Source organism: Enterobacter sp. KB-280D8 (genome assembly GCF_041399405.1).
GTDB classification, from domain to species: Bacteria; Pseudomonadota; Gammaproteobacteria; order Enterobacterales; family Enterobacteriaceae; genus Enterobacter; species Enterobacter cloacae_N.
On sequence record NZ_JBGKEC010000001.1, the window covers coordinates 779,175 to 805,336 of the forward strand.

The 26,162-nt window shown below is 55.2% G+C and carries 30 protein-coding genes and 1 other annotated feature; of the genes, 18 read left to right on the top strand and 12 right to left on the bottom strand.

What is annotated here, in order from left to right:
- Positions 1 to 30: 30 nt before the first annotated feature.
- From AB8818_RS03725 to topA, 4 genes are all read right to left on the bottom strand, one after another.
- Positions 31 to 201 (bottom strand): hypothetical protein, encoded by a 171-nt coding sequence (locus AB8818_RS03725; RefSeq protein WP_032644881.1) that lies wholly within the window; start codon positions 199 to 201, stop codon positions 31 to 33.
- Between the two features lie 2 nt (positions 202 to 203).
- The gene (locus tag AB8818_RS03730) at positions 204 to 344 is read right to left on the bottom strand and encodes a YmiA family putative membrane protein (RefSeq protein ID WP_213743510.1); all 141 of its coding nucleotides are present in this window, start codon (positions 342 to 344) and stop codon (positions 204 to 206) included.
- A 338-nt stretch (positions 345 to 682) separates the two neighbouring features.
- A complete protein-coding gene (gene cysB / locus AB8818_RS03735) occupies positions 683 to 1,657 on the bottom strand; it encodes an HTH-type transcriptional regulator CysB (RefSeq protein WP_061097998.1) in 975 nt (324 codons plus the stop codon).
- 187 nt (positions 1,658 to 1,844) lie between these two features.
- Positions 1,845 to 4,442 (bottom strand): type I DNA topoisomerase, encoded by a 2,598-nt coding sequence (topA, locus tag AB8818_RS03740; protein WP_192984197.1) that lies wholly within the window; start codon positions 4,440 to 4,442, stop codon positions 1,845 to 1,847.
- Positions 4,443 to 4,841: 399 nt separating this feature from the next.
- Between topA and AB8818_RS03745 the strand changes: the two genes are divergently transcribed.
- Positions 4,842 to 5,093 (top strand): YciN family protein, encoded by a 252-nt coding sequence (locus AB8818_RS03745; protein WP_003856804.1) that lies wholly within the window; start codon positions 4,842 to 4,844, stop codon positions 5,091 to 5,093.
- A gap of 34 nt (positions 5,094 to 5,127) precedes the next feature.
- Here AB8818_RS03745 and sohB read toward each other — a convergent pair whose 3' ends face one another.
- On the bottom strand, positions 5,128 to 6,174 hold the full coding sequence (sohB, locus tag AB8818_RS03750; RefSeq protein ID WP_192984195.1) for a protease SohB: 1,047 nt from the start codon (positions 6,172 to 6,174) through the stop codon (positions 5,128 to 5,130).
- Positions 6,175 to 6,425: 251 nt separating this feature from the next.
- Here sohB and AB8818_RS03755 point away from each other — a divergent pair, with 251 nt between their 5' ends.
- Together AB8818_RS03755 and cobO are read left to right on the top strand one after the other, a co-directional pair.
- Positions 6,426 to 7,187 carry a YciK family oxidoreductase gene (locus AB8818_RS03755; RefSeq protein ID WP_166711418.1) on the top strand — a complete coding sequence of 254 codons (762 nt, stop codon included), beginning with the start codon at positions 6,426 to 6,428 and terminating at the stop codon, positions 7,185 to 7,187.
- Entirely contained in the window at positions 7,184 to 7,774 is a 591-nt protein-coding gene (gene cobO, locus AB8818_RS03760) for a cob(I)yrinic acid a,c-diamide adenosyltransferase (protein WP_116339485.1), read from the top strand. The genes AB8818_RS03755 and cobO overlap by 4 nt, the downstream gene beginning before the upstream one ends.
- 37 nt (positions 7,775 to 7,811) lie before the next feature.
- On the opposite strand, the gene rluB is transcribed toward cobO, so the two are convergent.
- The 3 genes from rluB to rnm all read right to left on the bottom strand — a co-directional run bounded on the left by rluB (position 7,812) and on the right by rnm (position 10,294).
- Positions 7,812 to 8,687: a 23S rRNA pseudouridine(2605) synthase RluB gene (gene rluB, locus AB8818_RS03765; RefSeq protein WP_028013408.1), complete on the bottom strand. Its 876-nt coding sequence runs from the start codon at positions 8,685 to 8,687 to the stop codon at positions 7,812 to 7,814.
- A 96-nt stretch (positions 8,688 to 8,783) separates the two neighbouring features.
- On the bottom strand, positions 8,784 to 9,404 hold the full coding sequence (locus AB8818_RS03770) for an L-threonylcarbamoyladenylate synthase (RefSeq protein WP_003856793.1): 621 nt from the start codon (positions 9,402 to 9,404) through the stop codon (positions 8,784 to 8,786).
- On the bottom strand, positions 9,401 to 10,294 hold the full coding sequence (rnm, locus tag AB8818_RS03775) for an RNase AM (protein ID WP_166711422.1): 894 nt from the start codon (positions 10,292 to 10,294) through the stop codon (positions 9,401 to 9,403). The genes AB8818_RS03770 and rnm overlap by 4 nt, the downstream gene beginning before the upstream one ends.
- Before the next feature lie 127 nt (positions 10,295 to 10,421).
- Between rnm and trpL the strand changes: the two genes are divergently transcribed.
- From trpL to yedF, 8 genes are all read left to right on the top strand, one after another.
- Positions 10,422 to 10,466, top strand: coding sequence for a trp operon leader peptide (gene trpL / locus AB8818_RS03780; RefSeq protein WP_116341108.1), 45 nt, complete (start codon positions 10,422 to 10,424; stop codon positions 10,464 to 10,466).
- Positions 10,443 to 10,536: a sequence feature (Trp leader region), on the top strand. (Overlaps the previous gene by 24 nt.)
- A 23-nt stretch (positions 10,537 to 10,559) precedes the next feature.
- On the top strand, positions 10,560 to 12,122 hold the full coding sequence (locus AB8818_RS03785; protein ID WP_166711424.1) for an anthranilate synthase component 1: 1,563 nt from the start codon (positions 10,560 to 10,562) through the stop codon (positions 12,120 to 12,122).
- Positions 12,122 to 13,717, top strand: coding sequence for a bifunctional anthranilate synthase glutamate amidotransferase component TrpG/anthranilate phosphoribosyltransferase TrpD (gene trpD / locus AB8818_RS03790; protein WP_028013411.1), 1,596 nt, complete (start codon positions 12,122 to 12,124; stop codon positions 13,715 to 13,717). The genes AB8818_RS03785 and trpD overlap by 1 nt, the downstream gene beginning before the upstream one ends.
- Before the next feature lie 3 nt (positions 13,718 to 13,720).
- On the top strand, positions 13,721 to 15,079 hold the full coding sequence (gene trpCF / locus AB8818_RS03795) for a bifunctional indole-3-glycerol-phosphate synthase TrpC/phosphoribosylanthranilate isomerase TrpF (RefSeq protein WP_166711426.1): 1,359 nt from the start codon (positions 13,721 to 13,723) through the stop codon (positions 15,077 to 15,079).
- Positions 15,080 to 15,089: 10 nt separating this feature from the next.
- Positions 15,090 to 16,283, top strand: a complete 1,194-nt coding sequence (gene trpB, locus AB8818_RS03800; RefSeq protein WP_028013413.1) for a tryptophan synthase subunit beta — start codon at positions 15,090 to 15,092, stop codon at positions 16,281 to 16,283.
- A complete protein-coding gene (gene trpA / locus AB8818_RS03805; RefSeq protein WP_116339476.1) occupies positions 16,283 to 17,092 on the top strand; it encodes a tryptophan synthase subunit alpha in 810 nt (269 codons plus the stop codon). Before trpB ends, trpA begins: the two co-directional genes overlap by 1 nt.
- Positions 17,093 to 17,273: 181 nt before the next feature.
- Positions 17,274 to 18,485 (top strand): selenium metabolism membrane protein YedE/FdhT, encoded by a 1,212-nt coding sequence (gene yedE / locus AB8818_RS03810; protein WP_116339474.1) that lies wholly within the window; start codon positions 17,274 to 17,276, stop codon positions 18,483 to 18,485.
- Positions 18,482 to 18,715, top strand: a complete 234-nt coding sequence (gene yedF / locus AB8818_RS03815; RefSeq protein WP_069598428.1) for a sulfurtransferase-like selenium metabolism protein YedF — start codon at positions 18,482 to 18,484, stop codon at positions 18,713 to 18,715. The genes yedE and yedF overlap by 4 nt, the downstream gene beginning before the upstream one ends.
- Positions 18,716 to 18,758: 43 nt before the next feature.
- On the opposite strand, the gene ompW is transcribed toward yedF, so the two are convergent.
- The gene (gene ompW, locus AB8818_RS03820; RefSeq protein WP_116339472.1) at positions 18,759 to 19,391 is read right to left on the bottom strand and encodes an outer membrane protein OmpW; all 633 of its coding nucleotides are present in this window, start codon (positions 19,389 to 19,391) and stop codon (positions 18,759 to 18,761) included.
- A gap of 282 nt (positions 19,392 to 19,673) precedes the next feature.
- Here ompW and AB8818_RS03825 point away from each other — a divergent pair, with 282 nt between their 5' ends.
- The 4 genes from AB8818_RS03825 (at position 19,674) to yciA (ending at position 21,943) form a co-directional block, all read left to right on the top strand.
- On the top strand, positions 19,674 to 20,078 hold the full coding sequence (locus AB8818_RS03825; protein ID WP_192984193.1) for a YkgJ family cysteine cluster protein: 405 nt from the start codon (positions 19,674 to 19,676) through the stop codon (positions 20,076 to 20,078).
- A gap of 25 nt (positions 20,079 to 20,103) precedes the next feature.
- A complete protein-coding gene (locus AB8818_RS03830; RefSeq protein ID WP_023292236.1) occupies positions 20,104 to 20,847 on the top strand; it encodes a YciC family protein in 744 nt (247 codons plus the stop codon).
- 56 nt (positions 20,848 to 20,903) lie between these two features.
- A complete protein-coding gene (locus tag AB8818_RS03835; RefSeq protein WP_061097985.1) occupies positions 20,904 to 21,443 on the top strand; it encodes a septation protein A in 540 nt (179 codons plus the stop codon).
- Positions 21,444 to 21,547: 104 nt separating this feature from the next.
- Positions 21,548 to 21,943, top strand: coding sequence for an acyl-CoA thioester hydrolase YciA (gene yciA / locus AB8818_RS03840; RefSeq protein ID WP_028013420.1), 396 nt, complete (start codon positions 21,548 to 21,550; stop codon positions 21,941 to 21,943).
- A gap of 38 nt (positions 21,944 to 21,981) precedes the next feature.
- On the opposite strand, the gene tonB is transcribed toward yciA, so the two are convergent.
- Positions 21,982 to 22,704: a TonB system transport protein TonB gene (tonB, locus tag AB8818_RS03845; protein WP_049138284.1), complete on the bottom strand. Its 723-nt coding sequence runs from the start codon at positions 22,702 to 22,704 to the stop codon at positions 21,982 to 21,984.
- Positions 22,705 to 22,926: 222 nt separating this feature from the next.
- On the opposite strand from tonB, the gene AB8818_RS03850 reads away from it, so the two are divergent.
- Positions 22,927 to 23,223: a YciI family protein gene (locus tag AB8818_RS03850; RefSeq protein ID WP_049006872.1), complete on the top strand. Its 297-nt coding sequence runs from the start codon at positions 22,927 to 22,929 to the stop codon at positions 23,221 to 23,223.
- 34 nt (positions 23,224 to 23,257) lie between these two features.
- Here AB8818_RS03850 and leuE read toward each other — a convergent pair whose 3' ends face one another.
- A complete protein-coding gene (gene leuE, locus AB8818_RS03855) occupies positions 23,258 to 23,893 on the bottom strand; it encodes a leucine efflux protein LeuE (RefSeq protein ID WP_028013423.1) in 636 nt (211 codons plus the stop codon).
- 97 nt (positions 23,894 to 23,990) lie between these two features.
- Positions 23,991 to 24,173: a YciY family protein gene (locus AB8818_RS03860; RefSeq protein WP_192984191.1), complete on the bottom strand. Its 183-nt coding sequence runs from the start codon at positions 24,171 to 24,173 to the stop codon at positions 23,991 to 23,993.
- A gap of 144 nt (positions 24,174 to 24,317) precedes the next feature.
- Here AB8818_RS03860 and cls point away from each other — a divergent pair, with 144 nt between their 5' ends.
- The gene (gene cls / locus AB8818_RS03865) at positions 24,318 to 25,778 is read left to right on the top strand and encodes a cardiolipin synthase (protein WP_028013424.1); all 1,461 of its coding nucleotides are present in this window, start codon (positions 24,318 to 24,320) and stop codon (positions 25,776 to 25,778) included.
- Between the two features lie 33 nt (positions 25,779 to 25,811).
- Positions 25,812 to 26,141 (top strand): HI1450 family dsDNA-mimic protein, encoded by a 330-nt coding sequence (locus AB8818_RS03870; protein WP_006810881.1) that lies wholly within the window; start codon positions 25,812 to 25,814, stop codon positions 26,139 to 26,141.
- Positions 26,142 to 26,162 lie beyond the last annotated feature (21 nt).

The following is a 26,162-nucleotide window of genomic DNA, read 5'->3' on the forward strand; positions in this document are numbered from 1 at the left end:
ACTAGCTGCATCATTACGCAATAAACTAAATTATTGTTTTTTGGGTTCGTCTTCCGCGAACACATCAATAAAAGCCTGCTGCTGCGGCGTCAGTTTCCAGGACGCTGGCACAGCTGTCGCAGGGGCTTTGCGTCCTTTGTGAACAGTGTCATGATGCTGACACATCCGTTTTGCCGTTTCTGTACGTACCGTCACTGCCATATTCAACCCCAATATTTCCAGGCCAGGAGAGCAACCATCACCCAGAACAGGGCGGAAACGAGAAAGACCGCCAGCCAGGCTTTACGCTTGAGCGCAGGATCCCTTTGCGGTTCTTCACTTCCTGAAGGCATTGCTAACCTCATACAATCGATATCGCTTATCATTTAGGACCAAACAATTGGTACAATTAATCATCTGTTGAGATAAATCCTAAAGAAACTTTAGCCGAAAAGCCAGTGAATTTACGCATCAGGAGGCATGAAATATTCAATCTTTTGACCAGAAATAAATATTTGAAAAGAAAAATTTGCGTAGCCGTTAATTAGTTTCTATTTTTGTCGCCAATTCACGACATTAAAACCACACAAATTTAAAGGATAATGGCAATATATGGCAGGGAAAGTGCAGATGATGATAATTCTAATTTAGCTTTAAGCCGATATTTCGGTATCTTTCCCTCAGGGAAAGATACCGGGTGTGATTATTTTTCGGGGAGTTTGATATCTTTAAACATCTCTTCAATATCTTCATTTGAGCGTAATGCCACGGCGGTATCGACCACGTCACGCGTTAAATGCGGGGCAAAGCGCTGAATAAAATCATACATATAGCTTCGCAGGAAGGTACTACGACGGAAGCCAATTTTTGTCGTGCTATGGCTGAAAATATCATGTGCATCAAGACGCACCAGGTCGGGGTCTGATACCGGGTCGACCGCCATGCTGGCGATCACCCCTACCCCCAGGCCAAGCCGTACATAGGTCTTAATCACGTCAGCATCGGTTGCGGTAAAGACAATCCGCGGCGTTAACCCGGCCCGGTTGAAGGCGGTATCAAGCTCAGAACGTCCGGTGAAGCCAAACGTGTAGGTGACTAAAGGATATTGCGCCAGCTCTTCGATTGTCACCGACCCTTTGCCCGCCAGCGGGTGATCGGGAGTCACCACAATGGAGCGGTTCCAGTGATAGCACGGAAGCATGACTAGATCGTCATACAAATGGAGTGCTTCCGTCGCGATGGCAAAATCTGCATTGCCCTTCGACACCGCCTCAGCAATTTGCGTCGGCGAACCCTGGTGCATATGCAGAGAGACGCGCGGATAGCGCTCGATAAAGCCCTTAATAACACCCGGTAACGCATAGCGCGCCTGGGTGTGCGTCGTGGCAATATACAGCGAGCCTTTATCCGGCCAGGTATGTTCCCCCGCCACAGACTTAATCGCATCGACTTTGGAGAGGACTTCCCGCGCAATACGGATGATTTCCTGCCCTGCTGGCGTCACCTGGGTAAGGTGCTTACCGCTGCGGGCGAAAATCTGAATACCTAATTCGTCCTCCAGCATGCGAACCTGCTTGCTGATGCCCGGTTGCGAGGTATAGAGCCCCTCGGCGGTAGAAGAGACATTAAGGTTGTGATTCACCACCTCAACGATATAACGAAGCTGCTGTAATTTCATGCCAGACCATCCGATTTAGCGCACGCGGTCAATCGCTTAAGACGATTTGATAATAAGAAAAGGGTTAACTATAACCACTATATCATTTATAGCCCGACTGTATAGTACGGAACAAAAAATAATAATAAGGTAATAAAAAAGGGCCGGATGTCCGGCCCTTTTACAGGTAAGTTACGGTTAAGGAAGATTATTTCTTGCCTTCAACCCATTTACCATCGACATAGAAGGCGGACCATCCGGTCGCTTTGCCCTCTTTCTCTGCCGCCACGTACTGCTGCTTCGTTTTACGGCTAAAACGGACCACCGTCTTATTGCCTTCAGGATCCTGCTGTGGCGCATCGGCCAGATAACGCAGTTTTTCAGGCAGGCGATCGCGGAAGCGATACAGCTCTTCCACCAGCGGCGCACGCGTTTCACGCGATTTCGGGAAGGTGTTCGCGGCCAGGAAGACTCCTGCAGCGCCATCACGCAGCACGAAGTACGCGTCGGATTTCTCACACGGCAGTTCTGGCAGCGGAACCGGATCTTCCTTCGGCGGAGCCACTTCACCGTTACGCAGTATCTTACGCGTGTTCTTACACTCGTCGTTGGTGCACGCCATGTACTTACCGAAACGCCCCATTTTCAGGTGCATTTCAGAGCCACACTTCTCGCACTCCACGATCGGGCCGTCATAGCCTTTAATGCGGAACTCGCCCTCTTCGATCTCATACCCGTCACAGGTTGGGTTATTACCGCAAACGTGCAGTTTGCGTTTAGGATCGATCAGGTAGCTGTCCATCGCCGTGCCGCATTTTTTGCAGCGGCGCTTGGCGCGCAGGGCGTTAGTCTCCGCATCATCACCCTCCAGCACGTTGAGAACTTCGTTCTCCGGCACCAGGTTGATGGTGGTTTTGCAGCGCTCTTTTGGCGGCAGCGCGTAGCCTGAACAGCCCAGGAAGACGCCTGTTGTCGCGGTACGGATACCCATCTTACGGCCACAGGTCGGGCAGTCGATGCTGGTAAGAACCATCTGGTTAGGCAGCATGCCGCCCTCTTCAGGATCTTTCTCCGCTTTCTCAAGCTGGTTGGTAAAGTCGCTGAAGAAGCTGTCGAGAACCTTCTTCCACTCAGCCTTGTGGCTGGCCACCTCGTCGAGGCTGTCTTCCATCTGCGCGGTGAAGTCATAGTTCATCAATTCGCGGAAGTTAGCTTCCAGACGGTCGGTGACAATCTCCCCCATTTTTTCGGCATAGAAACGGCGGTTTTCTACGCGAACGTAACCGCGGTCCTGAATGGTCGAGATGATTGACGCGTAGGTTGACGGACGGCCAATCCCGCGTTTTTCCAGCTCTTTAACCAGCGACGCTTCACTAAAGCGCGCAGGCGGCTTGGTGAAGTGCTGGGCCGGAACCAGATCGACAAGCGACAACTCGTCGCCTTTGTTTACCGCAGGCAGCGTACGGTCTTCATCACCTTTACGCAGCGCAGGCATCACTTTCGTCCAGCCGTCGAAGCGCAGGATACGGCCGCGCGCTTTCAGACGGAAATCGCCCGCGCCAACGGTCAGCGTAGTGGAGTCATACTTCGCCGGCGTCATCTGACACGCGACGAACTGACGCCAGATCAGCTGATACAGCTTCTGGGCGTCGGCTTCCATATCTTTCAGCGACTCGGCAAGCACAGAGACATCAGAAGGGCGAATCGCTTCGTGCGCTTCCTGAGAATTCTCTTTGCTGGCGAATTGGTTGGCGCTCTCCGGCAGGTATTTTTTACCAAAGTTTTCGCTGATATAGCCGCGCACCATGTTCACCGCGTCCTGGCTCAGGTTCGTTGAGTCAGTACGCATGTAGGTGATGTAACCTGCTTCATACAAACGCTGGGCCATCATCATGGTTTTCTTCACGCCGTAGCCCAGACGGGTGCTCGCCGCCTGTTGCAGTGTGGACGTGATAAACGGCGCGCCAGGCTTGCTGCTGGTCGGCTTATCTTCGCGTTCCAGCACCTGATATCGCGCTTTTTCCAGCAGCGCCACGGCGGCCATGGTCTGGTCGCGGTTTTCAGGGCGGAAAGGCTTATCGTTGTGATGGCTGACCTGCAGCGGCAGCGCGTCACCGCCCGGGGTGGTGACGTTGGCGTCAACTTCCCAGAACTCTTCCGGCACGAAGGCTTTAATTTCGCGTTCACGCTCAACGACAAGACGCACGGCTACCGACTGCACGCGTCCCGCAGACAGGCCGCGGGCAATCTTTTTCCACAACAGTGGAGAAACCATGTAACCCACAACGCGGTCCATAAAGCGACGCGCCTGCTGGGCGTTTACACGGTCGATATTCAGCTCGCCCGGCTTCTCAAACGCCTGACGAATCGCATTCTTTGTAATTTCGTTAAACACTACACGGCTGTAGCGTTTGTCATCCCCTCCGATCACTTCCCGCAGGTGCCACGCAATGGCTTCCCCTTCGCGGTCAAGGTCGGTTGCGAGATAGATGTGGTCTGCTTTTTCAGCAAGCTGCTTCAGCTCGTTAACGACTTTTTCTTTCCCGGGCAGCACTTCATATTGTGCATCCCAGTTGTGCCATGGGTTAACACCCATGCGGTTGACAAGCGCGCTACGTTCATCCTTTTTAGGCTTTTTAGCCCCTTTGGTGGAGGTAGAGTCTGCGCTCTTTTTGCTGGCTGAGCCACTGGTCGGCAAATCGCGGATGTGACCAACGCTGGACTTAACCACGTAGTCATTACCCAGATACTTATTGATCGTTTTGGCTTTTGCCGGGGACTCAACGATGACGAGAGCTTTACCCATATTCACCTTTACCTAATTTAATTCTTCCAGGAATACGCCGCACGTTGATTTCCCTTCCGCTGACGACGAGCCAATGATATTGCGACTGCGTCAGGGGATATCAACCCCTATGTCTTACCGAACGTCAGAATGGCGACATCCAGGTCATTGAGTTATCGGGTATTTTTCTCACATCTCGTATAATTCGTGACGAATTCCCGGTCGAATGTCAAGCAATTCTGTTGCCAGAATGACGAAAGCGCACACTCTACCTGATAAAATTCGTTACGCAACTTTATTAGCATGCAAAAGCAAATCCCGCCAACCTGCCCTCTGCACCTTATCCCCTCACATTACAGGGAAAATTTGCCCCCAAAGCGCCCCCGGCGTAGACTATTGTCACTGTTTAAGGAGTGGATTATGCAGAATACGACCCAACCTATTGACCGAGCCTCTCTGCTTATCGAAGCAAACAAGCTTATTCGTGACCATGAAGATACGCTCGCCGGCATTGAAGCCACCGGCGTTGAGCAGCGTAATGGCGTGCTGGTTTTCAGCGGCGAATACTTCCTTGACGAGCAGGGGTTACCGACCCCGAAAAGCACCGCCGTGTTTAATATGTTCAAATACCTGGCGCATACGCTTTCAGAGAAATATCACCTGGTCGATTAATGCAAAACGCGAGGCAGATGCCTCGCGTTTTTGTTTACAGCAGCGGTTTTTGTCCGCGCTGTAGCCAGCGAAGCAGCAGGCGGTCCGCGCTTTCCGCCGCACTGTTGGTAAAGCGGTCCATCAGTCGTTTGCGCTGGGTGAAGCGCACGCCTACCAGTTCACGGCCTTCCATCAGTTTGAGCAGCAGGTCATCGCTGGTACCCACTTCATCCACCAGCCCTTTTTCCTGCGCCTGAATGCCGTACCAGTGCTCACCGGTCGCCACCTGTTCAATATCCAGCGTTGGGCGCATGCGGTGTACGAAGTCTTTAAACAGATGGTGGGTTTCATTCAGATCTTCACGGAATTTTTGACGCCCCTCTTCCGTGTTTTCACCCAGCAGCGTCAGGGTGCGTTTGTACTGACCTGCCGTGTGAAGTTCGATATCAATCTCTTTATTTTTCAGGAAGCGGTTAAAGTTAGGGATCTGTGCGACCACGCCAATTGAACCAATGATGGAAAACGGCGCCGCAACAATTTTGTCCGCCACACAGGCCATCATATAGCCACCGCTCGCCGCGACTTTATCCACCGCCACGGTAAGCGGGATCTGCTTCTCTCGCAGGCGCTGCAGTTGTGAGGCGGCCAGCCCGTAACCGTGAACCACCCCGCCCGGGCTCTCAAGACGCACCACGACCTGATCCTGAGGCGTTGCCACAGCCAGCACGGCAGTCACCTCTTCGCGCAGCGAGGCGACTTCATGCGCATCCATGCTGCCTTTGAAATCGAGCACATAGACGCGAGGTTTTGCGTCAGACTGTGGCGTCGCGAGCTTCGCTTTCGCCTTCGCGGCTTTGGCTTCCTGCTTATGCTTTTTCTTCTGGGCTTTCAGCCACAGCTTTTGTTGATGACTATCAAGCAGCGAGAGGGACATCTCTTCCTGCATCTCTTTATACTGTTCGCTCAGGCGGGTAATGCGTAACTCCCCACGCTGACGCTTGCGCTGCGTCAGGTTAACAATCAGAACGGCAACCACCGCAATGGCAATTACCACCGTCGCGATTTTGGCCAAAAACAACCCATATTGAGAAAGTAATTCCACGCGTTCCACCTTGATTTAACCACGAATCTTTCACGGCAGTGTACAACAGCCCTGCCTCTGCGTCTCGCCCGTGACATTACCTATGCGAGCCGTCTTCAGGAATCCCCGTTCTGCGGTTTAAATATTTGCAAATTGTTAATTTTACAGTAATACGTCCTGTAGACTGATTGAATTCTCACGCTAATTCGGGCATAAAGCCGAAAAGTCATTATGAAGGCGTGATTGAGATACCGTGCGCCTGAGGAGTCACCGTGCATTATCAACCGCAAAAAAACCTGCTGCAAAACCGGATCATTCTTGTCACCGGCGCCAGCGATGGTATTGGTCGCGAAGCGGCCCTGACGTATGCTGAGTATGGCGCGAGCGTCATTCTGATTGGGCGCAACGAAGAAAAGCTCAAAGGGGTCGCAAAGGAAATTGAAGCCGCAGGCGGCACGCCGGCCCCATGGTACACGCTCGATTTGCTGACATGCACGCCAGCGGAGTGCCAGGAACTTGCCCGCCGTATCAGTACCCACTACCCACGTCTGGACGGCGTGCTGCATAATGCCGGTTTGTTAGGCGAAGTGCGTCCGATGGATGAACAGGATCCGGATATCTGGCAGCAGGTCATGCAGGTTAACGTCAACGGCACCTTTTTCCTCACGCAGGCCTTGCTTCCTTTATTACTCAAATCCGAGTCCGGGTCTCTGGTCTTCACCTCTTCCAGCGTAGGCAGAGAGGGACGCGCAAACTGGGGGGCTTATGCTGTCTCAAAATTCGCGACCGAGGGCATGATGCAAGTGCTGGCGGAGGAGTATCAGAACCGCCATCTGCGCGTAAACTGCATTAACCCGGGCGGTACGCGCACCAGCATGCGTGCCAGCGCGTTCCCGACAGAAGATCCGCTGAAGCTGAAAACCCCGGCAGACATAATGCCGCTCTATCTCTGGCTGATGGGTGACGACAGCCGCCGCAAAACCGGAATGACCTTTGATGCACAGCCGGGCCGCAAACCGGGGATTTCGCAATGAGCGAAGAGCGTCATCAGCAGCGCCAGCAGCGCCTGAAGGAACAGGTTGACGCCCGCGTCGCGGCAGCCCAGGACGAGCGTGGGATCGTCATCGTTTTTACCGGTAACGGCAAAGGCAAAACCACTGCCGCGTTTGGCACCGCTACCCGCGCCGTCGGCCACGGGCAAAAAGTGGGGGTCATCCAGTTTATCAAAGGGGAATGGCCCAACGGTGAGCGTAATTTGCTTGAACCTCACGGCGTTGAGTTTCAGGTGATGGCGACCGGGTTTACGTGGGATACGCAGAACCGGGAAACCGATACCGCAGCCTGCCTTGCCGTCTGGGAGCACGCCAAAAGAATGCTGGCTGACCCGGCGTTAAATATGGTGCTGCTGGATGAGATCACCTATATGGTCGCCTACGACTACCTGCCGCTGGAGGACGTACTGGATGCACTGAAGAACCGACCTGCGCATCAGACTGTTATCGTGACAGGTCGCGGGTGTCATCGGGAGATTCTGGAGCTGGCAGATACCGTGAGCGAGCTGCGTCCGGTCAAGCATGCGTTTGATGCAGGCATCAAAGCACAAATTGGCATTGATTACTAAAGAAAAAAGCCCGGTACGTTCACCGGGCTTTTTTAAATCAACCGTTGTTATTCCGGCTGCCAGAGCGACGATTGCTGTTCACCTGGCTGTGTCGTTTCACCGCACGACGGATCTGATTCGCCTTCATGCGACGACGATCTTTCTCCACCGCCACTTTAGAGGTGGTTTCCGGAGTCAGGCCAACCAGCTCCCGCAGGTAGTTAGTCTGAGTAAGATCCAGCTCGGTATAACCCCCGCGCGGCAGGCCTTTCGGCAGCAGAATGTCGCCGTAGCGAACGCGGATCAGGCGGCTCACCTGCACGCCAACCGCTTCCCACAGACGACGCACCTCGCGGTTACGTCCCTCAGTCAGGGTGACGTTGTACCACTGGTTAATCCCTTCACCACCGGTAAATTTGATGGTTTTGAACGCCGCAGGCCCATCTTCCAGCTGCACGCCGCGCGACAGATCGCGCAGTTTATTCTCATCAACCTGGCCAAACACGCGCACCGCGTATTCACGTTCCACTTCGCGGCTTGGGTGCATCAAACGGTTTGCCAGTTCACCATCGGTGGTAAACAGCAGCAGACCGCAAGTGTTCACGTCAAGACGACCTACGGCAATCCAGCGAGCGCCGCGCAGTTTTGGCAGACGGTCAAACACCGTCGGACGACCTTCCGGATCGTTGCGGGTACATAGCTCGCCTTCCGGCTTGTAGTACGCCAGCACGCGGCAGATTTGTTCTGCGGACTCTTTTACGGAGATAAGATGGCCGTCGATGCGGATCTTCAGCCCCGGTACGATTTCAACGCGGTCACCCAGCGTGGCGATTTTACCGTCCACACTCACGCGGCCCGCTTCAATAATGGCTTCGATTTCACGGCGTGAACCGTGGCCGGCGCGCGCCAGCACTTTCTGTAACTTCTCGCTCATTGAGCTTCCTCAGGTGTCGCCTTCACAGGCGTCGAATCAGGTCAAAACAGGGCCGAGCCCTGCTTTGATGGCCGCGTAGTATATCTGCTTACACCTCTACAAGAAAGGCTTAACATCACCCACGCCTTCACGAATCACTTCCGGCGCATCTTCAGTGAGATCCACAACGGTGGTCGGCTGCTGGCCGAGATAACCGCCGTGAATAATCAGCTCCACCACTTTCTCCAGGCGATCTTTGATCTCTTCCGGATCGGACTCGGTAAACTCGCTTCCCGGCAGCATCAGCGAGGTTGAGAGCATCGGTTCGCCGAGGGTCTCCAGCAGCGCCTGGGCAATCGGGTTCGACGGCACGCGCATCCCGATGGTTTTACGCTTCTCCTGCAACAGACGGCGCGGCACCTCTTTCGTCCCTTTCAGGATGAAGGTGTAGTTCCCCGGCGTGTTGTTCTTAATCAGGCGAAACGCCACGTTATCCACATAAGCATAGGTCGACAGCTCAGAGAGATCGCGGCACATCAGAGTAAAGTTATGGCCGTCCGGCAGCTGACGGATGCGACAGATACGCTCCATCGCCCCTTTATCTTCAATTTTGCAGCCCAGCGCGTAGCCCGAATCGGTTGGGTAGACTATCACACCGCCTTTGCGGACGATCTCCACGGCCTGGTTAATCAGACGTGGCTGCGGGTTATCCGGATGGATATAGAAAAACTGACTCATACTTCCCTCTCTTCAATTTGCTGCGGCTGCTCCCAGAGCTGCCAGACCGGCTCAACGCCAGCGGGTAGCCAGAGCTTGCGCCCGAGTTCGATCCACGCGCAGGGCTGATGGAAATCAGAGCCCTGTGACCCAAGCAGGCCAAACTGGCGGGCGTAAGTCGCGAGCTGCGCGCGCTCGTTGGGCGCCTGCTGACACTGGGCGACTTCCATCGCCTCGCCACCGCATTCGGCAAAGTGCGCCAGCAGTCTTTTCAGCCATTTAGCAGAAAGATTATACCGTCCCGGATGGGCCAGCACGGCCTTACCGCCAGAATGATGAATCACATCAATAGCTTGTTTTATTGTACACCACTGTGGCGGAACGTATCCGGTTTTCCCGCGCGCCAGATACTTTTTAAAGACGTCCGCCATGGTCGTCGCTTTACCCACTTGAACCAGAAAACGGGCGAAATGTCCGCGGGTGACCGCCCCGCCGTTCGCCAGCTTTCGCGCTCCTTCCAGCGCCCCCGGAATATGCGCCTTTTCCAGGCGCTCGCCGATCATCTCCGCGCGCTGGTTGCGACGCGTTTTTTGTTCTTGCAAAAAGGCAAGAAGTGCCGGATGTTCTATATCAATGTTCAGGCCAACGATATGAATCTCATGGTTTTCCCAGACAGTCGATATCTCGACGCCGGGCACCAGATTCAGCGCCAGCCCGCTGCGGGCAATCTCGGCGCGCGCTGCCGGAATGGCGTCGGTGGTGTCGTGATCGGTTATCGCCAGCGTGCCGACACGCATTTCAACCGCGCGATGAACCAGGGCTTCGGGTGTCAGCAGGCCATCAGAAGCCTGAGTATGGCTGTGTAAATCATAAATAATCGCGTAGGTGGTATCGCTCAAAGCACTTCCCATATCAGGTTAGAGACATCCGAAACCGCCATGATACCGACTTAACGTGAAATTCTGAAATCAAGGGTTGACAACACGCCACCGAACCAGTTAACTAGTACGCAAGTTCACACGATAAAGGTATCTGAAAATGACGGCACATTTCACTCTGCACGGTTGGTGGCGCACTACCTGATATTCGGGCAGTGTCACGCGTCTGCGAAATGCAAACAGATACCCGCCCGCTAACCAGCGGGCTTTTTTTTGAACAGAAAATGAGAACAACAACATGCAAACAGCCAAACCCCATCTTGAACTGTTGACCTGCGAGGCGGCCTATCGCCACAACCCGACCGCGCTGTTTCATCAGGTATGCGGCGCGCGTCCGGCGACGCTGCTGCTGGAGTCTGCGGATATCGACAGCAAGGACGATCTGAAAAGCCTGCTGCTGGTCGACAGCGCGCTGCGCATTACCGCATTAGGTGACACCGTCACCATTAAGGCGCTTTCTGACAATGGCGCATCGCTGCTGCCGCTGTTAGATGAGGCTCTGCCTGCGGGCATCGACAATGAACGTCACCCTGACCTGCGAATTTTGCATTTCCCGCCGGTAAGCCAGCTGCTGGACGAAGACGCGCGCCTCTGCTCGCTGTCCGTATTCGATGCCTTCCGACTGCTGCAAAATCTGGTGACCGTGCCGGAAGATGAGCGTGAAGCCATGTTCTTCGGCGGGCTGTTTGCTTACGACCTGGTTGCCGGTTTTGAAGATTTGCCGGAAACCGAGCAGGGCAACCGCTGCCCGGACTACTGTTTCTATCTGGCCGAAACCCTGCTGGTGATCGACCATCAGAAACAATACACCCGCATTCAGGCCAGCCTGTTCACGCCTTCTGGCGCTGAGAAAAACCGTCTGGAGCACCGCATTGCCCAACTGCAGCAGCAAATGACGGAAGCGCCGCCTGCGCTACCGGTGCAGCGCGTCGAGAAGATGACCTGTGAAGTTAACCAGACCGACGATCAATACGGTGCCGTGGTTCGCCAGATGCAAAAGGCGATTCGCGCCGGGGAAATTTTCCAGGTGGTGCCTTCCCGCCGTTTCTCTCTGCCCTGCCCGTCGCCGCTTGCGGCTTACGACGTGCTGAAGAAGAGTAACCCGAGCCCGTACATGTTCTTTATGCAGGACAACGATTTCACGCTGTTCGGTGCCTCGCCGGAAAGCTCGCTAAAATATGATGCCACCAGCCGCCAGATTGAGATCTACCCGATTGCAGGTACCCGTCCGCGTGGCCGTCGTGCCGATGGCTCGCTGGACCGCGATCTGGACAGTCGCATCGAACTGGAAATGCGTACCGACCATAAGGAGCTCTCCGAGCATCTGATGCTGGTTGACCTGGCACGTAACGACCTGGCGCGTATTTGCACGCCGGGCAGCCGCTACGTGGCGGACCTGACCAAAGTCGACCGCTACTCCTTCGTGATGCACCTGGTCTCCCGCGTGGTGGGTGAGCTGCGCAGCGACCTCGACGTGCTGCACGCCTACCGCGCATGTATGAACATGGGCACCCTGAGCGGCGCGCCGAAGGTGCGTGCCATGCAGCTTATCGCCGAAGCGGAAGGACGTCGGCGCGGGAGCTACGGCGGCGCGGTGGGTTACTTCACCGCCCACGGCGACCTCGATACCTGCATCGTGATCCGTTCCGCCTACGTAGAGGACGGTATTGCTACCGTTCAGGCCGGCGCCGGGATTGTTCTCGACTCTGTTCCGCAGTCTGAAGCTGACGAAACCCGCAGTAAAGCGCGCGCGGTATTGCGCGCCATCGCTACCGCACACCACGCACAGGAGATTTTCTGATGGCTGACATTCTGCTGCTCGATAATATCGACTCCTTTACCTATAACCTGGCAGATCAGCTGCGTGCAAATGGCCACAACGTCGTTATCTACCGTAACCACGTTCCGGCTCAGACCCTGATTGACCGTCTGGCGACCATGCAAAACCCGGTGCTGATGCTCTCCCCGGGGCCGGGCGCGCCGAGCGAAGCGGGCTGTATGCCCGAGCTGCTGACCCGCATGCGCGGCAAGCTGCCAATTATCGGTATCTGCCTGGGTCACCAGGCGATCGTGGAAGCCTACGGCGGCTACGTCGGCCAGGCGGGAGAGATCCTGCACGGTAAAGCCTCCAGCATTGAACATGACGGCCAGGCAATGTTTGCCGGGCTGCCGAATCCGCTCCCGGTCGCGCGCTACCATTCGCTGGTCGGCAGCAACATTCCGGCCGGGCTGACCATCAACGCCTCGTTCGAAGGGATGGTGATGGCGGTACGCCACGATGCGGATCGCGTCTGCGGGATGCAGTTCCACCCGGAATCTATTTTGACCTCCAATGGCGCACGCCTGCTGGAGCAGACCCTTGACTGGGCATTACAGAAGCTGGAGCAGACCAACACCCTGCAGCCGATTCTGGAAAAACTATATCAGGCGCAGACCCTGAGCCAGCAAGAGAGCCACCAGCTCTTCTCCGCCGTGGTGCGCGGTGAGCTGAAGCCTGAACAACTGGCGGCAGCGCTGGTCAGCATGAAGGTGCGCGGCGAAAGCCCGCAGGAGATCGCCGGCGCGGCCACTGCCCTGCTGGAAAATGCCGCCCCGTTCCCGCGCCCTGACTATCAGTTTGCCGATATCGTCGGAACCGGTGGTGACGGCAGCAACAGTATTAACATCTCCACCGCCAGCGCGTTCGTGGCGGCGGCGTGTGGTTTGAAGGTAGCGAAACACGGTAACCGCAGCGTCTCCAGTCGTTCAGGCTCGTCCGATCTGCTGGCCGCTTTTGGCATCAACCTGGAGATGAATGCCGAGCGTTCACGCGAAGCGCTGGACGATCTGGGCGTTTGCTTCCTGTTTGCGCCGAAATATCACACCGGTTTCCGCCACGCCATGCCGGTTCGCCAGCAGCTTAAAACCCGCACGCTGTTTAACGTGCTCGGCCCGCTGATCAACCCGGCCCATCCGCCACTGGCATTAATTGGCGTTTACAGCCCTGAGCTGGTCCTGCCGATTGCCGAAACGCTGCGCGTGCTGGGTTACAAACGCGCCGCCGTGGTGCACAGCGGCGGAATGGATGAAGTTTCGCTGCATGCGCCGACGCTGGTGGCCGAGCTTAACGATGGCGAAGTGCTCAGCTATCAGCTTGAAGCGTCTGATTTCGGCTTAACGCCGTACCATCAGGAAGCGCTGGCAGGCGGTACGCCGGAAGAAAACCGTGACATTCTGACGCGCTTACTACAAGGTAAAGGTGAGGCCGCTCATGAGGCCGCCGTGGCTGCCAACGTCGCCATGCTGATGCGTTTGCACGGTGAGGAAGACCTGAAGGCCAATGCTCAAAAAGTTCTGGATGTACTGCGCTCCGGTGCAGCTTACGATCGCGTTACCGCACTTGCGGCAAGAGGGTAAAGAATGCAGACCGTTTTAGCGAAAATCGTTGCCGATAAGGCCATCTGGGTGGAAGCACGCAAAGCAGAGCAGCCGCTTGCCAGTTTCCAGAATGACGTCGTCCCAAGCAGCCGTCGTTTCTATGACGCCCTGCAGGGTGCACGCACCGCCTTTATTCTGGAGTGCAAAAAGGCGTCTCCCTCAAAAGGCGTTATTCGTGACGATTTTGACCCGGCGCGTATCGCCGGTATTTATAAGCATCATGCGTCGGCTATCTCCGTGCTGACGGATGAGAAATATTTCCAGGGCAGCTTCGATTTTCTGCCGATCGTCAGCGGCATCGCGCCGCAGCCGATCCTGTGCAAAGACTTTATTATCGACCCGTATCAGATCTGGCTGGCGCGTTTCTACCAGGCCGATGCCTGCCTTCTGATGCTCTCGGTACTGGACGACGAACAGTATCGCCAGCTTGCTGCCGTGGCGCACAGCCTGAAAATGGGCGTGCTGACCGAAGTGAGTAACGAAGAAGAGCTCGAGCGTGCCATTGCGCTGGAAGCCAAAGTGGTCGGCATCAACAACCGCGACCTTCGCGACCTGTCGATTGACCTGAACCGCACGCGCCAGCTGGCTCCGCGTCTGGGTTCTGGCGTCACGGTGATCAGCGAATCCGGCATTAACAGCTACGCCCAGGTGCGCGAGCTGAGCCACTTCGCCAACGGTTTCCTGATTGGCTCCGCCATGATGGAGCATGACGATCTCAACGCGGCGGTGCGTCGCGTACTGCTGGGTGAAAACAAAGTCTGCGGCTTAACCCGTGAACAGGATGCACTGGCCGCGTATGAGGCTGGGGCAATCTATGGCGGTTTGATCTTCGTTGACGCCTCACCTCGCACAGTCAATGAGGAACAGGCCCGCAAGGTAATCGCAGCGGCCCCGCTGAGCTATGTTGGCGTATTCCGCAATGCGGATATCGCGGACGTTGTGGCAAAAGCCGCGACGTTATCCCTGAGTGCCGTTCAGCTCCATGGCGAAGAAGACCAGGCGTATATCAATGCCCTGCGCGATGCGCTGGCACCGCAGGTTCAGATTTGGAAAGCGCAAAGCGTGGGCAGCACCCTGCCCGCACGTAATCTTAACCACGTTGACAAATACGTGCTCGATAACGGCCAGGGCGGCACCGGACAGCGTTTTGACTGGTCGCTGCTGAACGGCGAAAAGCTGGACAACGTCCTGCTGGCGGGCGGACTAAGTCCGGATAACTGTGTGGAAGCCGCGAAAACCGGCTGTGCAGGCCTCGATTTCAATTCAGGCGTAGAGTCGCAACCGGGTATAAAAGATGCCAGCAAGCTGGCCTCAGTGTTTAAAACTCTGCGTGCATATTAAGGAAGAGAAGATGACGACATTACTTAACCCGTATTTTGGTGAGTTCGGCGGGATGTACGTTCCGCAAATCCTGATGCCCGCGCTGCGCCAGCTTGAAGAAGCGTTCGTGAGCGCGCAGAAAGATCCGGCGTTTCAGGCGGAGTTTACCGACCTGCTGAAAAACTATGCCGGGCGTCCAACCGCGCTGACCAAATGCCGCAACCTCACCGAAGGCACCAAAACCACGCTGTATCTTAAGCGTGAAGACCTGCTGCACGGCGGCGCGCATAAAACTAACCAGGTGCTGGGCCAGGCGCTGCTCGCAAAGCGTATGGGTAAAACCGAAATCATCGCCGAAACCGGCGCGGGACAGCACGGCGTGGCTTCTGCGCTCGCCAGCGCCCTGCTCGGCCTGAAGTGCCGCATCTACATGGGCGCGAAAGACGTTGAGCGTCAGTCGCCGAACGTGTTCCGTATGCGCCTGATGGGTGCGGAAGTGATCCCGGTGCACAGCGGCTCCGCGACGCTGAAAGATGCCTGTAACGAAGCGCTGCGCGACTGGTCAGGCAGCTACGAAACCGCGCACTATATGCTCGGTACCGCGGCGGGCCCGCACCCGTTCCCGACCATCGTGCGCGAATTCCAGCGCATGATCGGTGAAGAGACCAAAGCGCAAATCCTTGAAAAAGAGGGTCGTCTGCCGGATGCGGTGATTGCCTGCGTCGGCGGCGGATCTAACGCCATCGGCATGTTTGCCGATTTTATCGACGAAACCCGCGTAGGGCTGATTGGCGTCGAGCCTGCCGGTCACGGGATTGAAACCGGCGAGCACGGCGCGCCGCTGAAGCATGGCCGGGTGGGGATTTACTTCGGCATGAAAGCCCCGATGATGCAGACCGATGAAGGGCAGATTGAAGAGTCTTACTCGATTTCTGCCGGACTGGATTTCCCGTCCGTTGGGCCACAGCACGCGTTCCTGAACAGCACGGGGCGCGCGGATTATGTCTCCATTACCGATGATGAAGCGCTGGAAGCCTTCAAAACGCTGTGCCGCAGCGAAGGTATCATCCCGGCACTTGAGTCTTCACACGCGCTGGCGCACGCGCTGAAAATGATGAAAGAGAACCCGGAAAAAGAGCAACTGCTGGTCGTTAACCTTTCCGGTCGCGGTGACAAAGATATCTTCACCGTTCACGATATTCTGAAAGCACGAGGGGAAATCTGATGGAACGCTACGATAATGCATTTGCTGAACTGAAATCCCGCCAGGAAGGCGCGTTCGTTCCCTTCGTTACCCTGGGCGACCCTGGCCCGGAGCAGTCTCTGAAGATTATCGACGCCCTGATCGAAGCCGGTGCCGACGCGCTGGAGCTGGGCATTCCATTCTCCGATCCGCTGGCGGATGGCCCGACCATCCAGAACGCCACCCTGCGCGCGTTTGCCGCAGGCGTAACCCCAACCCAGTGCTTTGAGATGCTGGCGGCGATCCGCCAGAAGCACCCGACCATTCCGATTGGCCTGCTGATGTACGCCAACCTGGTGTTTAACCGTGGTGTTGACGAGTTCTACGCCGAGTGCGCGCGCGTGGGTGTTGACTCGGTGCTGGTAGCAGACGTGCCCGTTGAAGAGTCTGCGCCGTTCCGCCAGGCGGCAATGCGTCATAATGTCGCCCCGATTTTCATCTGCCCACCAAACGCTGATGACGAACTGCTGCGCCAGATTGCCTCTTACGGACGCGGATATACCTACCTGCTCTCCCGCGCAGGCGTGACCGGTGCCGAGAATAAAGCCGCACTGCCGCTGCATCATCTGGTGGAGAAGCTGGCCGAATACCATGCCGCGCCTCCGCTGCAGGGCTTCGGGATTTCCTCTCCGGATCAGGTCACTGCGGCAATTGAGGCGAAGGCGGCTGGCGCCATCTCCGGCTCCGCGATAGTGAAGATCATCGAGAAGAACGTGGACAAGCCCGAGCAGATGCTGAACGAATTGAAAGCGTTCGTGACCGCAATGAAAGCGGCGACGCGGAAAGCATAATCCCTCCACCGTCTGGCATCTCTGCCAGACGGTTACGCCTCCTTCACCATCCACTACAAAGGATCACGTCAAAATTGATCCCTTCGATATTTTCGGTGTGAATAGCTTCCCATTCTTGCCTGCAGGCGTATGATCTGGACTCTTTTTTATCTTTAATCCTTCTGAGTTCAGAGGCTTATTCATGTCATGGCAATACTTCAAGCAGACTTACCTGGTTAAGTTCTGGTCGCCAGTTCCGGCCGTCATCGCGGCAGGCATTCTCTCTACTTATTATTTCGGCATTACCGGCACCTTCTGGGCCGTCACCGGCGAGTTCACCCGCTGGGGTGGTCAGCTGCTGCAACTTGCAGGCGTGCATACCGAAGAGTGGGGCTACTTCAAACTGATTCACCTGGAAGGCACACCGCTTACCCGCATCGACGGGATGATGATTGTCGGCATGTTTGGCGGCTGCTTCGCCGCGGCGCTGTGGGCAAACAACGTTAAGCTGCGCATGCCCAAAAGCCGTATTCGCATTCTGCAGGCGGTAGCAGGGGGTATAATTGCCGGGTTTGGTGCCCGCCTGGCGATGGGCTGCAACCTGGCCGCATTCTTTACGGGGATTCCGCAGTTCTCGCTTCATGCCTGGTTTTTTGCTGTCGCCACGGCAATCGGCTCTTACTTTGGGGCAAAATTCACCCTGCTGCCGCTGTTCCGCATCCCGGTGAAAATAACAAAAGTCAGCGCGGCGTCCCCGCTAACCCAGAAGCCGGACCAGGCAAAGCGTCGTTTCCGCCTGGGTATGCTGGTCTTTTTTGCCATGATCGCGTGGGCCATTTGCACGGCGATGAATCAGCCGAAGCTTGGCCTGGCGATGTTGTTCGGCGTCGGCTTTGGCCTGCTGATCGAACGCGCGCAGATCTGCTTTACCTCCGCGTTTCGCGATATGTGGATCACCGGACGGACGATGATGGCGAAGGCAATCATTGCCGGTATGGCGGTGAGCGCCATCGGCATCTTCAGCTACGTTCAGTTAGGCGTGGAACCGAAAATCATGTGGGCTGGCCCAAACGCGGTGATTGGCGGCCTGTTGTTTGGCTTCGGGATTGTGCTGGCGGGCGGGTGTGAAACCGGCTGGATGTATCGCGCGGTAGAGGGACAGGTGCACTACTGGTGGGTCGGGCTGGGTAACGTCATCGGCTCAACCATTCTGGCGTACTACTGGGACGACGTCTCTCCGGTACTTGCAACGAACTGGGACAAGGTCAACCTGCTGAGCACCTTCGGTCCCCTTGGCGGTCTGCTGGTCACCTATGCCCTGCTGCTGGTCGCTTTTTTACTGGTTGTTGCGCAGGAGAAACGTTTCTTCCGCCGCGCCACCGTTAAAACTGAAACGCAGGAGAACGCTGCATGAAAGAGATCGTCCCCAATTATCGACTGGATATGGTCGGTGAACCCTGCCCGTATCCGGCGGTTGCCACGCTTGAGGCGCTACCGCAGCTCAAAAAAGGTGAAATTCTGGAGGTGGTCAGCGATTGTCCGCAGTCCATCAACAACATTCCGCTGGATGCGAAAAACCACGGTTATACGGTGCTGGATATCCAGCAGGATGGGCCAACCATTCGCTATTTGATTCAGAAGTAATATACGAAATGCGCCCCTTCGGGGGCGCATCGAACAGCCTGAATTAGAAACGATAACCCGCAGAGAACATAAACACCCACGGATCCAGACGCGTATTGATGCTTTGCTGCTCACCGCCCGCCTTGAAGCGCACGTCCGTATCAATGTCCATGTACCAGACCGAGGCGTTGATCAGCCAGTCGCGGTTAATCAGATAGTCCAGACCAACCTGCCCCGCCATGCCCCACGAGTCTTTCAGGCTGAGATCGGAGAGACCTGCCTCTTTCCCGGTATCGTTGAATTTCTCATCGAAGAAGGTGGTGTAGTTGACACCTGCGCCAATATACGGACGCACCTTGCTGCTGGCATCGCCAAAGTACCATTGCGCCATCAGCGTTGGCGGCAAATGGTGAACCGTGGCGATATCACCGGTTGCCCCAAGACCGACCCGGTGACGGAACGGCGTTGCCGCCAGAAGCTCAACGCCAACGTTATCCGTCGCCATATAGGTGAACGTTAACCCCAACTGGGTGTTGTTACTGACGTTAAAACCGCCCATCCCCAGCACGTTATCCGAACCTTCAGTTGGGCGAACCGTGGCCGAACCGGCACGAATAAAGAACTCGCCTGCTTCATGCGCGTACGCGCCGCCAGAGAGACTGCTTAATACAAGGGCTGCCACCGCTAATTTTTTCATATCCGCTCCATCGTTGTGGTTTTAATCGCGGATGAGAATATACTCACAAAAGAGTAATAAGTGATCTGCCACAGATCACATTAAAACCAGTAAGTTAACATTCATTGATCTGGGTTAATTTTTTGTGGCGCCCTGAAAAGCAATAAGTTGTTTCTATGTCAATTTTTAGCATTTCACAGTTACAAAATTTTCTCTTTTCTCCCTCTTGCTCTTCCTCTGGCGGCTGGATAATTTATCGTTCTCACAAGTTGATTTGATGCGTTCTTCTTTTGCAGGTGTGTCATGAGTGAAGTTAACCCGTGCATGACGTGCGGAGCCTGTTGTGCGTATTTTCGAGTCTCTTTCTACTGGGCCGAAGCCAGCGATGGCGGCGGTACCGTTCCGGTTCATCTCACTGAGCCAGTCACTCCTTTTCTGCGGTGTATGCGCGGCACAAACCAAAAGCAGAGCCGCTGCGTGGCCTTACAGGGGGAGCCGGGCATCTCTACCCGGTGCGCTATCTATGAAGATCGCCCCAGCCCGTGCCGGGAATTTGCCATGTCCGGCGAAGATGGGCAGGTCAATGAAGCCTGTAATCGTGCCCGGGCACGCTTTGGATTACCGCCGCTTTACAAAGATATGCTTTTCCATACAAGCCTTGATGCTGCCACAGCAGGTGCATCCGGTGTACAATTGCCGGCTAATTAACACCTGCAATACTCAAGGAGAGTGCATGTCTATCACGGCGAAGTCTGTCTACCGTGACACGGGAAATTTTTTCCGCAATCAGTTCATTACCTTTTTACTGATCGCGTTGCTTTGCGCCTTTATCACTGTGGTGCTGGGTCATGCGTTCTCACCGAGTGAAGAACAGATTGCCAGCCTGAGCCAGGGCGACCATCTGGCAGGAAGCGTGGGGCTGTTTGAACTGGTGCAAAACATGACGCCGGAGCAGCAACAGATTCTGCTGCGGGCTTCTGCCGCATCCACTTTCTCCGGGCTCATTGGTAATGCGATTCTGGCAGGTGGCGTTCTGCTGATGATTCAGCTGGTGTCGGCGGGCCACCGGGTCAGCGCCTTACGGGCGATTGGAGCCAGCGCGCCGGTCTTACCTAAGCTGTTTATCCTGATCTTTTTAACCACCATGCTGGTGCAGATGGGGATTATGCTGGTCGTGGTGCCGGGTGTGTTACTCGCTATCGTGCTTGCTTTTGCTCCCGTGATGGTCGTGCAGGATAAAATGGGGATTTTTACCGCGATGCGCAGCAGCATCAGGCTGGCATGGGCGAACATGCGTCTGGTAGCGCCCGCCGTGATCGGCTGGCTGCTGGCAAAAACGCTCCTGCTCCTGTTTGCACCCAATTTTGCGGTATTAACCCCGAATGTTGGCGCGGTGGTCGCGAATACGCTGAGCAACCTGATTTCAGCGGTACTGCTGGTCTATCTGTTCCGCCTGTATATGTTAATTCGTCAGTAATCCTGATGCCGGGAGGATGATCTTTCCCGGCTCAACAGAGAAGATGGAATCACAGAATGAAGCAGTTTCTTGATTTTTTACCGCTGGTTGTCTTTTTCGCATTTTATAAGCTGTATGACATTTATGCTGCGACCACGGCGCTGATTATTGCGACTGCGGTTGTGCTGATCTACAGCTGGGTGCGCTACCGTAAAGTTGAAAAAATGGCGCTGGTGACGTTCGTCCTGGTCGCCGTATTCGGTGGACTAACCCTTTTCTTCCACAATGATGAATTCATTAAGTGGAAAGTTACGGTGATCTATGCGCTGTTTGCGGGTGCCTTACTGATCAGCCAGTGGGTGATGAAAAAACCTCTGATTCAGCGCATGCTCGGCAAAGAGCTGACGCTGCCTCAGGAGGTCTGGTCTCGCCTGAATATCGCCTGGGCGGTGTTCTTTATCCTTTGCGGTCTTGCCAATATCTATATTGCCTTCTGGCTGCCGCAAAACATTTGGGTCAACTTTAAGGTCTTCGGCCTGACGGCCCTGACGCTGATTTTCACCCTGCTAAGCGGCGTTTATATTTATCGCCACATGCCGCAGGACGATAAGCACTGATTGTTGACTGACCAGAACGTGTTCGACAGGCGTTCTGGTCTATTCTCTCCGCTGTGAAATCATAGTAGCATCCCGCCTGAAGTCTTCCGTTATGAGTTAAAACAATGACAACAAATAACGCCCCTCAGGGCGAACTGGTTTTACGCACACTGGCAATGCCCGCTGACACCAATGCCAATGGCGATATTTTTGGCGGCTGGCTGATGTCGCAGATGGATATGGGCGGCGCAATTCTGGCAAAAGAGATTGCTCATGGGCGCGTGGTGACCGTGCGGGTGGATGGAATGACCTTCCTGCGCCCGGTTGCGGTAGGTGATGTGGTTTGCTGTTACGCCCGTTGCGTAAAACGCGGCAATACCTCCATCTCCATCAACATTGAAGTCTGGGTGAAGAAAGTCTCTTCTGAACCGATTGGGCAGCGTTATAAAGCAACTGAAGCGCTGTTTATTTATGTAGCTGTCGATAGCGAGGGTAAACCTCGTCAGCTTCCGCCAGCCTGAACGACAGGCAAAAAAAAGCCTCCTTCCGGAGGCTTTTCTTATTCCATCTGCGCCCCGCCATTCAGGCGGAAAACAATGTTCACGATCAGTCCACTACCCGGTTTACCGGGTTCGTAGCGCCATCTGCGCATCGCCGATTTCACTTCGCGCTCGAACATATTTGAAGGTTGAGCAGACAGGATTTCCACGTTATCAACGCGGCCATCCGCAGTGACGTCAAATTTCACCCGTACGCGGCCTTCAATGCGTAAGGCCTGAGCTCGCGCCGGGTACTGAGGCTGATTACGGCTCAACGCACGTGGGCCTGCCGGTGCGGCAACCGTCGGCTTCGCGGCCGGCGCGCTGTTATTCATAACCGGACGCGAAGGCGCCGTATTCTCGACCGGCTGGGTCGCGCGTGGTTCAACCGGGCGTTCTTCACGTTTTGGACGCTCTTCAACCTTCTTAACCGGCTTTGGCTTCGGCTTAGGTTTTGGCTTTGGTTCAGGTTTATGGATCACCACCGGTGCTTCCTTCGGTGGTTCCGGGACAGGCTCGGGTTCCGGCTCAGGCTCAGCAACAGGCTGTGGCGGGGGCGGCGCAACCTGCGGCGGTTCGAGATCCGCTGGCGAGACCATGGTCACCGAGATCGGCTGGGCGGGTGCGGGCATTTCAATAACCTGATGAACCGAAGTGTAGAGCAAACCCGCCACGACGGCACCGTGAATCACGACGGACAGCAGCGTCGGCCAGGGAAAGCGGCGAGGTAAATCAAGGGTCATCGAAGTCATAATCATCAACGTTAAAAAACCGAACTCCGATTTTAAATGCAAATAGCAATCATATTCAATAAGACACTTTGTTCTGGCGCAATTTAAGCGCTGGAGTGGTCAAAAAAGGGGCACTCAGATTGGGGGATTAACGTTGTTTTTATCTTTACATTGCAGTTAATTGCCCTTTCACATAACGTAACTGTCACTTTATTACGCTTAAGGAGCTTCACCGTGCTTTACGTGATCTACTCTGAAGATGTCGCTGATTCCCTCGAAAAACGTCTCTCGGTTCGCCCTGCCCATCTGGCTCGCCTGCAGTTGCTCCAGGACGAAGGCCGTTTGTTGACCGCAGGTCCAATGCCTGCTGTTGACAGCAATGACCCTGGAGCCGCCGGTTTTTCTGGCTCCACGGTCATTGCGGAGTTTGAGTCTCAGGAAGCGGCGCAGGCCTGGGCTGACGCAGACCCATACGTTGCGGCGGGTGTGTATGCGAAAGTGACGGTGCGGCCATATAAGAAAGTGTTCTGATGTAAAAAGGCTCCGGGAGGAGCCTCTTTTCACATCAATGCAGCGACGCTAACCGCGCCGCAAATCCGACAAACAGCAGCCCTATCAGCCCGTTCCCCAACTTTGCCAGCTTCTTTTTGGTTTTCAGATAACGCGTGACAAACGCCCCGGAGAAGATCAGGAAGCTCATGTACATAAAGCTAATCAACTCAAGCGTGGTGGCGAGGATCAGGAAAGAGGTCCCGGTATTTTGCGCATTCACGTCGATAAACTGCACAAAGAACGAAACGTAGAACAGAATCGCTTTTGGATTGGTCAGGCTCAGGACGAGGGAGCGTTTCATGATCGTGCTGGCCGGCTCGGTTCCGCTCTCTTGAGCGTTATTCTGACGGGTAATTACCGACCAGAGCATTTTGCCCCCCAGCCACAGCAGATAGAAGGCCCCAAGATAGCGCACGATATTAAAGAGTACGGGGGTCGTCTGGATCAATGCCGCAACACCCGCCCAGGCCAGAAACATCAATACCGCATCACCGATAAACACACCGGTCGCGGCAAGATACCCTTTTTTCACTCCGTGACCAATCCCGGTTTTCAGCACAAACAGGGTGTTTGGCCCGGGAACCAGCACGATAAAAAATGCGCCAACAACATACGTCCAGAAATTCAGTACACCAAACTCCGCAAACACCTCTCCCTCCTTTTGCTAAAAATAACCGGAATATCGCCGCAATAACGATATTCGCAAAATCAGACACTATAAAATCAGCGGGCACCTTGCGGTGCCCTCATGGGTTACAGATATCCTGGACTGCGAACAGCAACGCATTGCGGTGCCGGGTCAATCCACATTTTCTGATGGCGTGGATACGCATATTGCGGCGGGATTGTGCCTCCAGCCAACGAGCCTTACGACGACTCACCTGTCGCAACATGCGCCAGCGCCCTACTTCTGTTCTACTGCGCTTCATGTCTACAACTCTTTCTCAAACAGAGCCGCCATTATAAACCCAACCCGGCAGCAAACCAGCGCTTTTACCTGGCGTTTTTATTTGCCAGATGAATCCTGATGCGTACACTCATAACAATACGCTTTCAAAAGGATTTTTTTAACTATGACAACCTTCTACACCGTGGTGAGTTGGCTGGTCATTCTGGGATACTGGCTGTTAATCGCGGGTGTGACGTTACGCATCCTGATGAAGCGCAGAGCCGTACCCTCTGCCATGGCCTGGCTTCTGATCATTTATATCCTCCCACTGGTGGGAATTATTGCCTATCTCTCTTTCGGTGAGCTTCATTTGGGTAAACGCCGGGCCGAGCGGGCGCGTGCCATGTGGCCTTCCACCGCGAAATGGCTTAACGATCTCAAAGCCTGCAAGCATATCTTTGCCGAGGAGAACAGTAGCGTCGCCTCCTCGCTGTTTAAGCTCTGCGAGCGCCGCCAGGGGATTGGCGGCGTGAAGGGCAATCAGCTCCAGCTACTGACGTCGTCCGATGATGTCATGCAGGCGTTGATTCGCGATATTCAGCTGGCTCGCCATAATATTGAGATGGTGTTTTATATCTGGCAGCCCGGCGGCATGGCTGACCAGGTCGCTGAGTCGCTGATGGCGGCCGCACGCCGGGGGATCCACTGCCGTCTGATGCTGGACTCCGCGGGCAGCGTGGCATTTTTCCGTAGCCCCTGGGCGGGCATGATGCGTAACGCCGGTATCGAGGTGGTTGAGGCGCTGAAGGTTAATCTCCTGCGCGTGTTTCTGCGCCGGATGGACCTTCGCCAGCACCGTAAAATGGTCATGATCGATAACTATATTGCCTACACAGGCAGTATGAACATGGTTGACCCGCGCTTCTTTAAACAGGATTCCGGCGTCGGGCAATGGGTGGATCTGATGGCGCGAATGGAGGGGCCGATTGCCACCTCGATGGGCATCGTGTACTCCTGCGACTGGGAAATAGAGACCGGCAAGCGTATCCTGCCGCCGCCGCCGGATGGCAATATCATGCCGTTTGAAGAGGCCAGCGGCCATACAATTCATACCATCGCCTCCGGACCGGGCTTCCCGGAGGACTTGATTCATCAGGCGCTGCTGACGGCAACCTACTCCGCGCGTGAATATCTGATTATGACGACGCCCTACTTTGTCCCCAGCGATGACCTGCTGCACGCGATTTGTACCGCAGCGCAGCGCGGTGTCGATGTGAGTATCATTCTGCCGCGCAAAAATGACTCCCTTCTGGTGGGCTGGGCCAGCCGTGCCTTCTTTAGCGAACTGCTGGCTGCCGGGGTGAAAATTTATCAGTTTGAAGGCGGGCTATTGCACACCAAGAGCGTGCTGGTCGACGGCGAGTTAAGCCTGGTGGGCACGGTTAACCTTGATATGCGCAGCCTGTGGCTAAACTTTGAAATCACCCTGGTGATTGATGACGCTGGCTTTGGCGGTGACCTGGCGGCAGTTCAGGATGACTATATCTCCCGCTCGCGACTGCTGGATGCCAGGCTGTGGGTAAAACGTCCGCTATGGCAGCGAATAGCTGAACGACTGTTTTACTTCTTTAGTCCGTTGCTGTAAAACGTGCCCAACGATGTTAAACAGGTAGTCATCATGGAAATGGATCTGAACAATCGCCTGACCGAAGACGAAACGCTCGAGCAGGCCTATGACATTTTTCTCGAACTGGCGGTTGATAACCTCGATCCCGCAGACGTGATCCTCTTTAATCTGCAGTTCGAAGAGCGCGGCGGTGCCGAATTGTTCGACCCTTCAGAGGACTGGGCCGAACATGTGGATTTCGACCTGAATCCTGACTTCTTTGCCGAAGTGGTAATTGGGCTGGCTGACGAAGACGGAGGGGAAATTAACGACATCTTCGCCCGCGTCCTGCTGTGTCGCGAGAAAGACCACAAGCTGTGCCATATACTCTGGCGCGAATAATAAAAAAGGCTGCGATGGCAG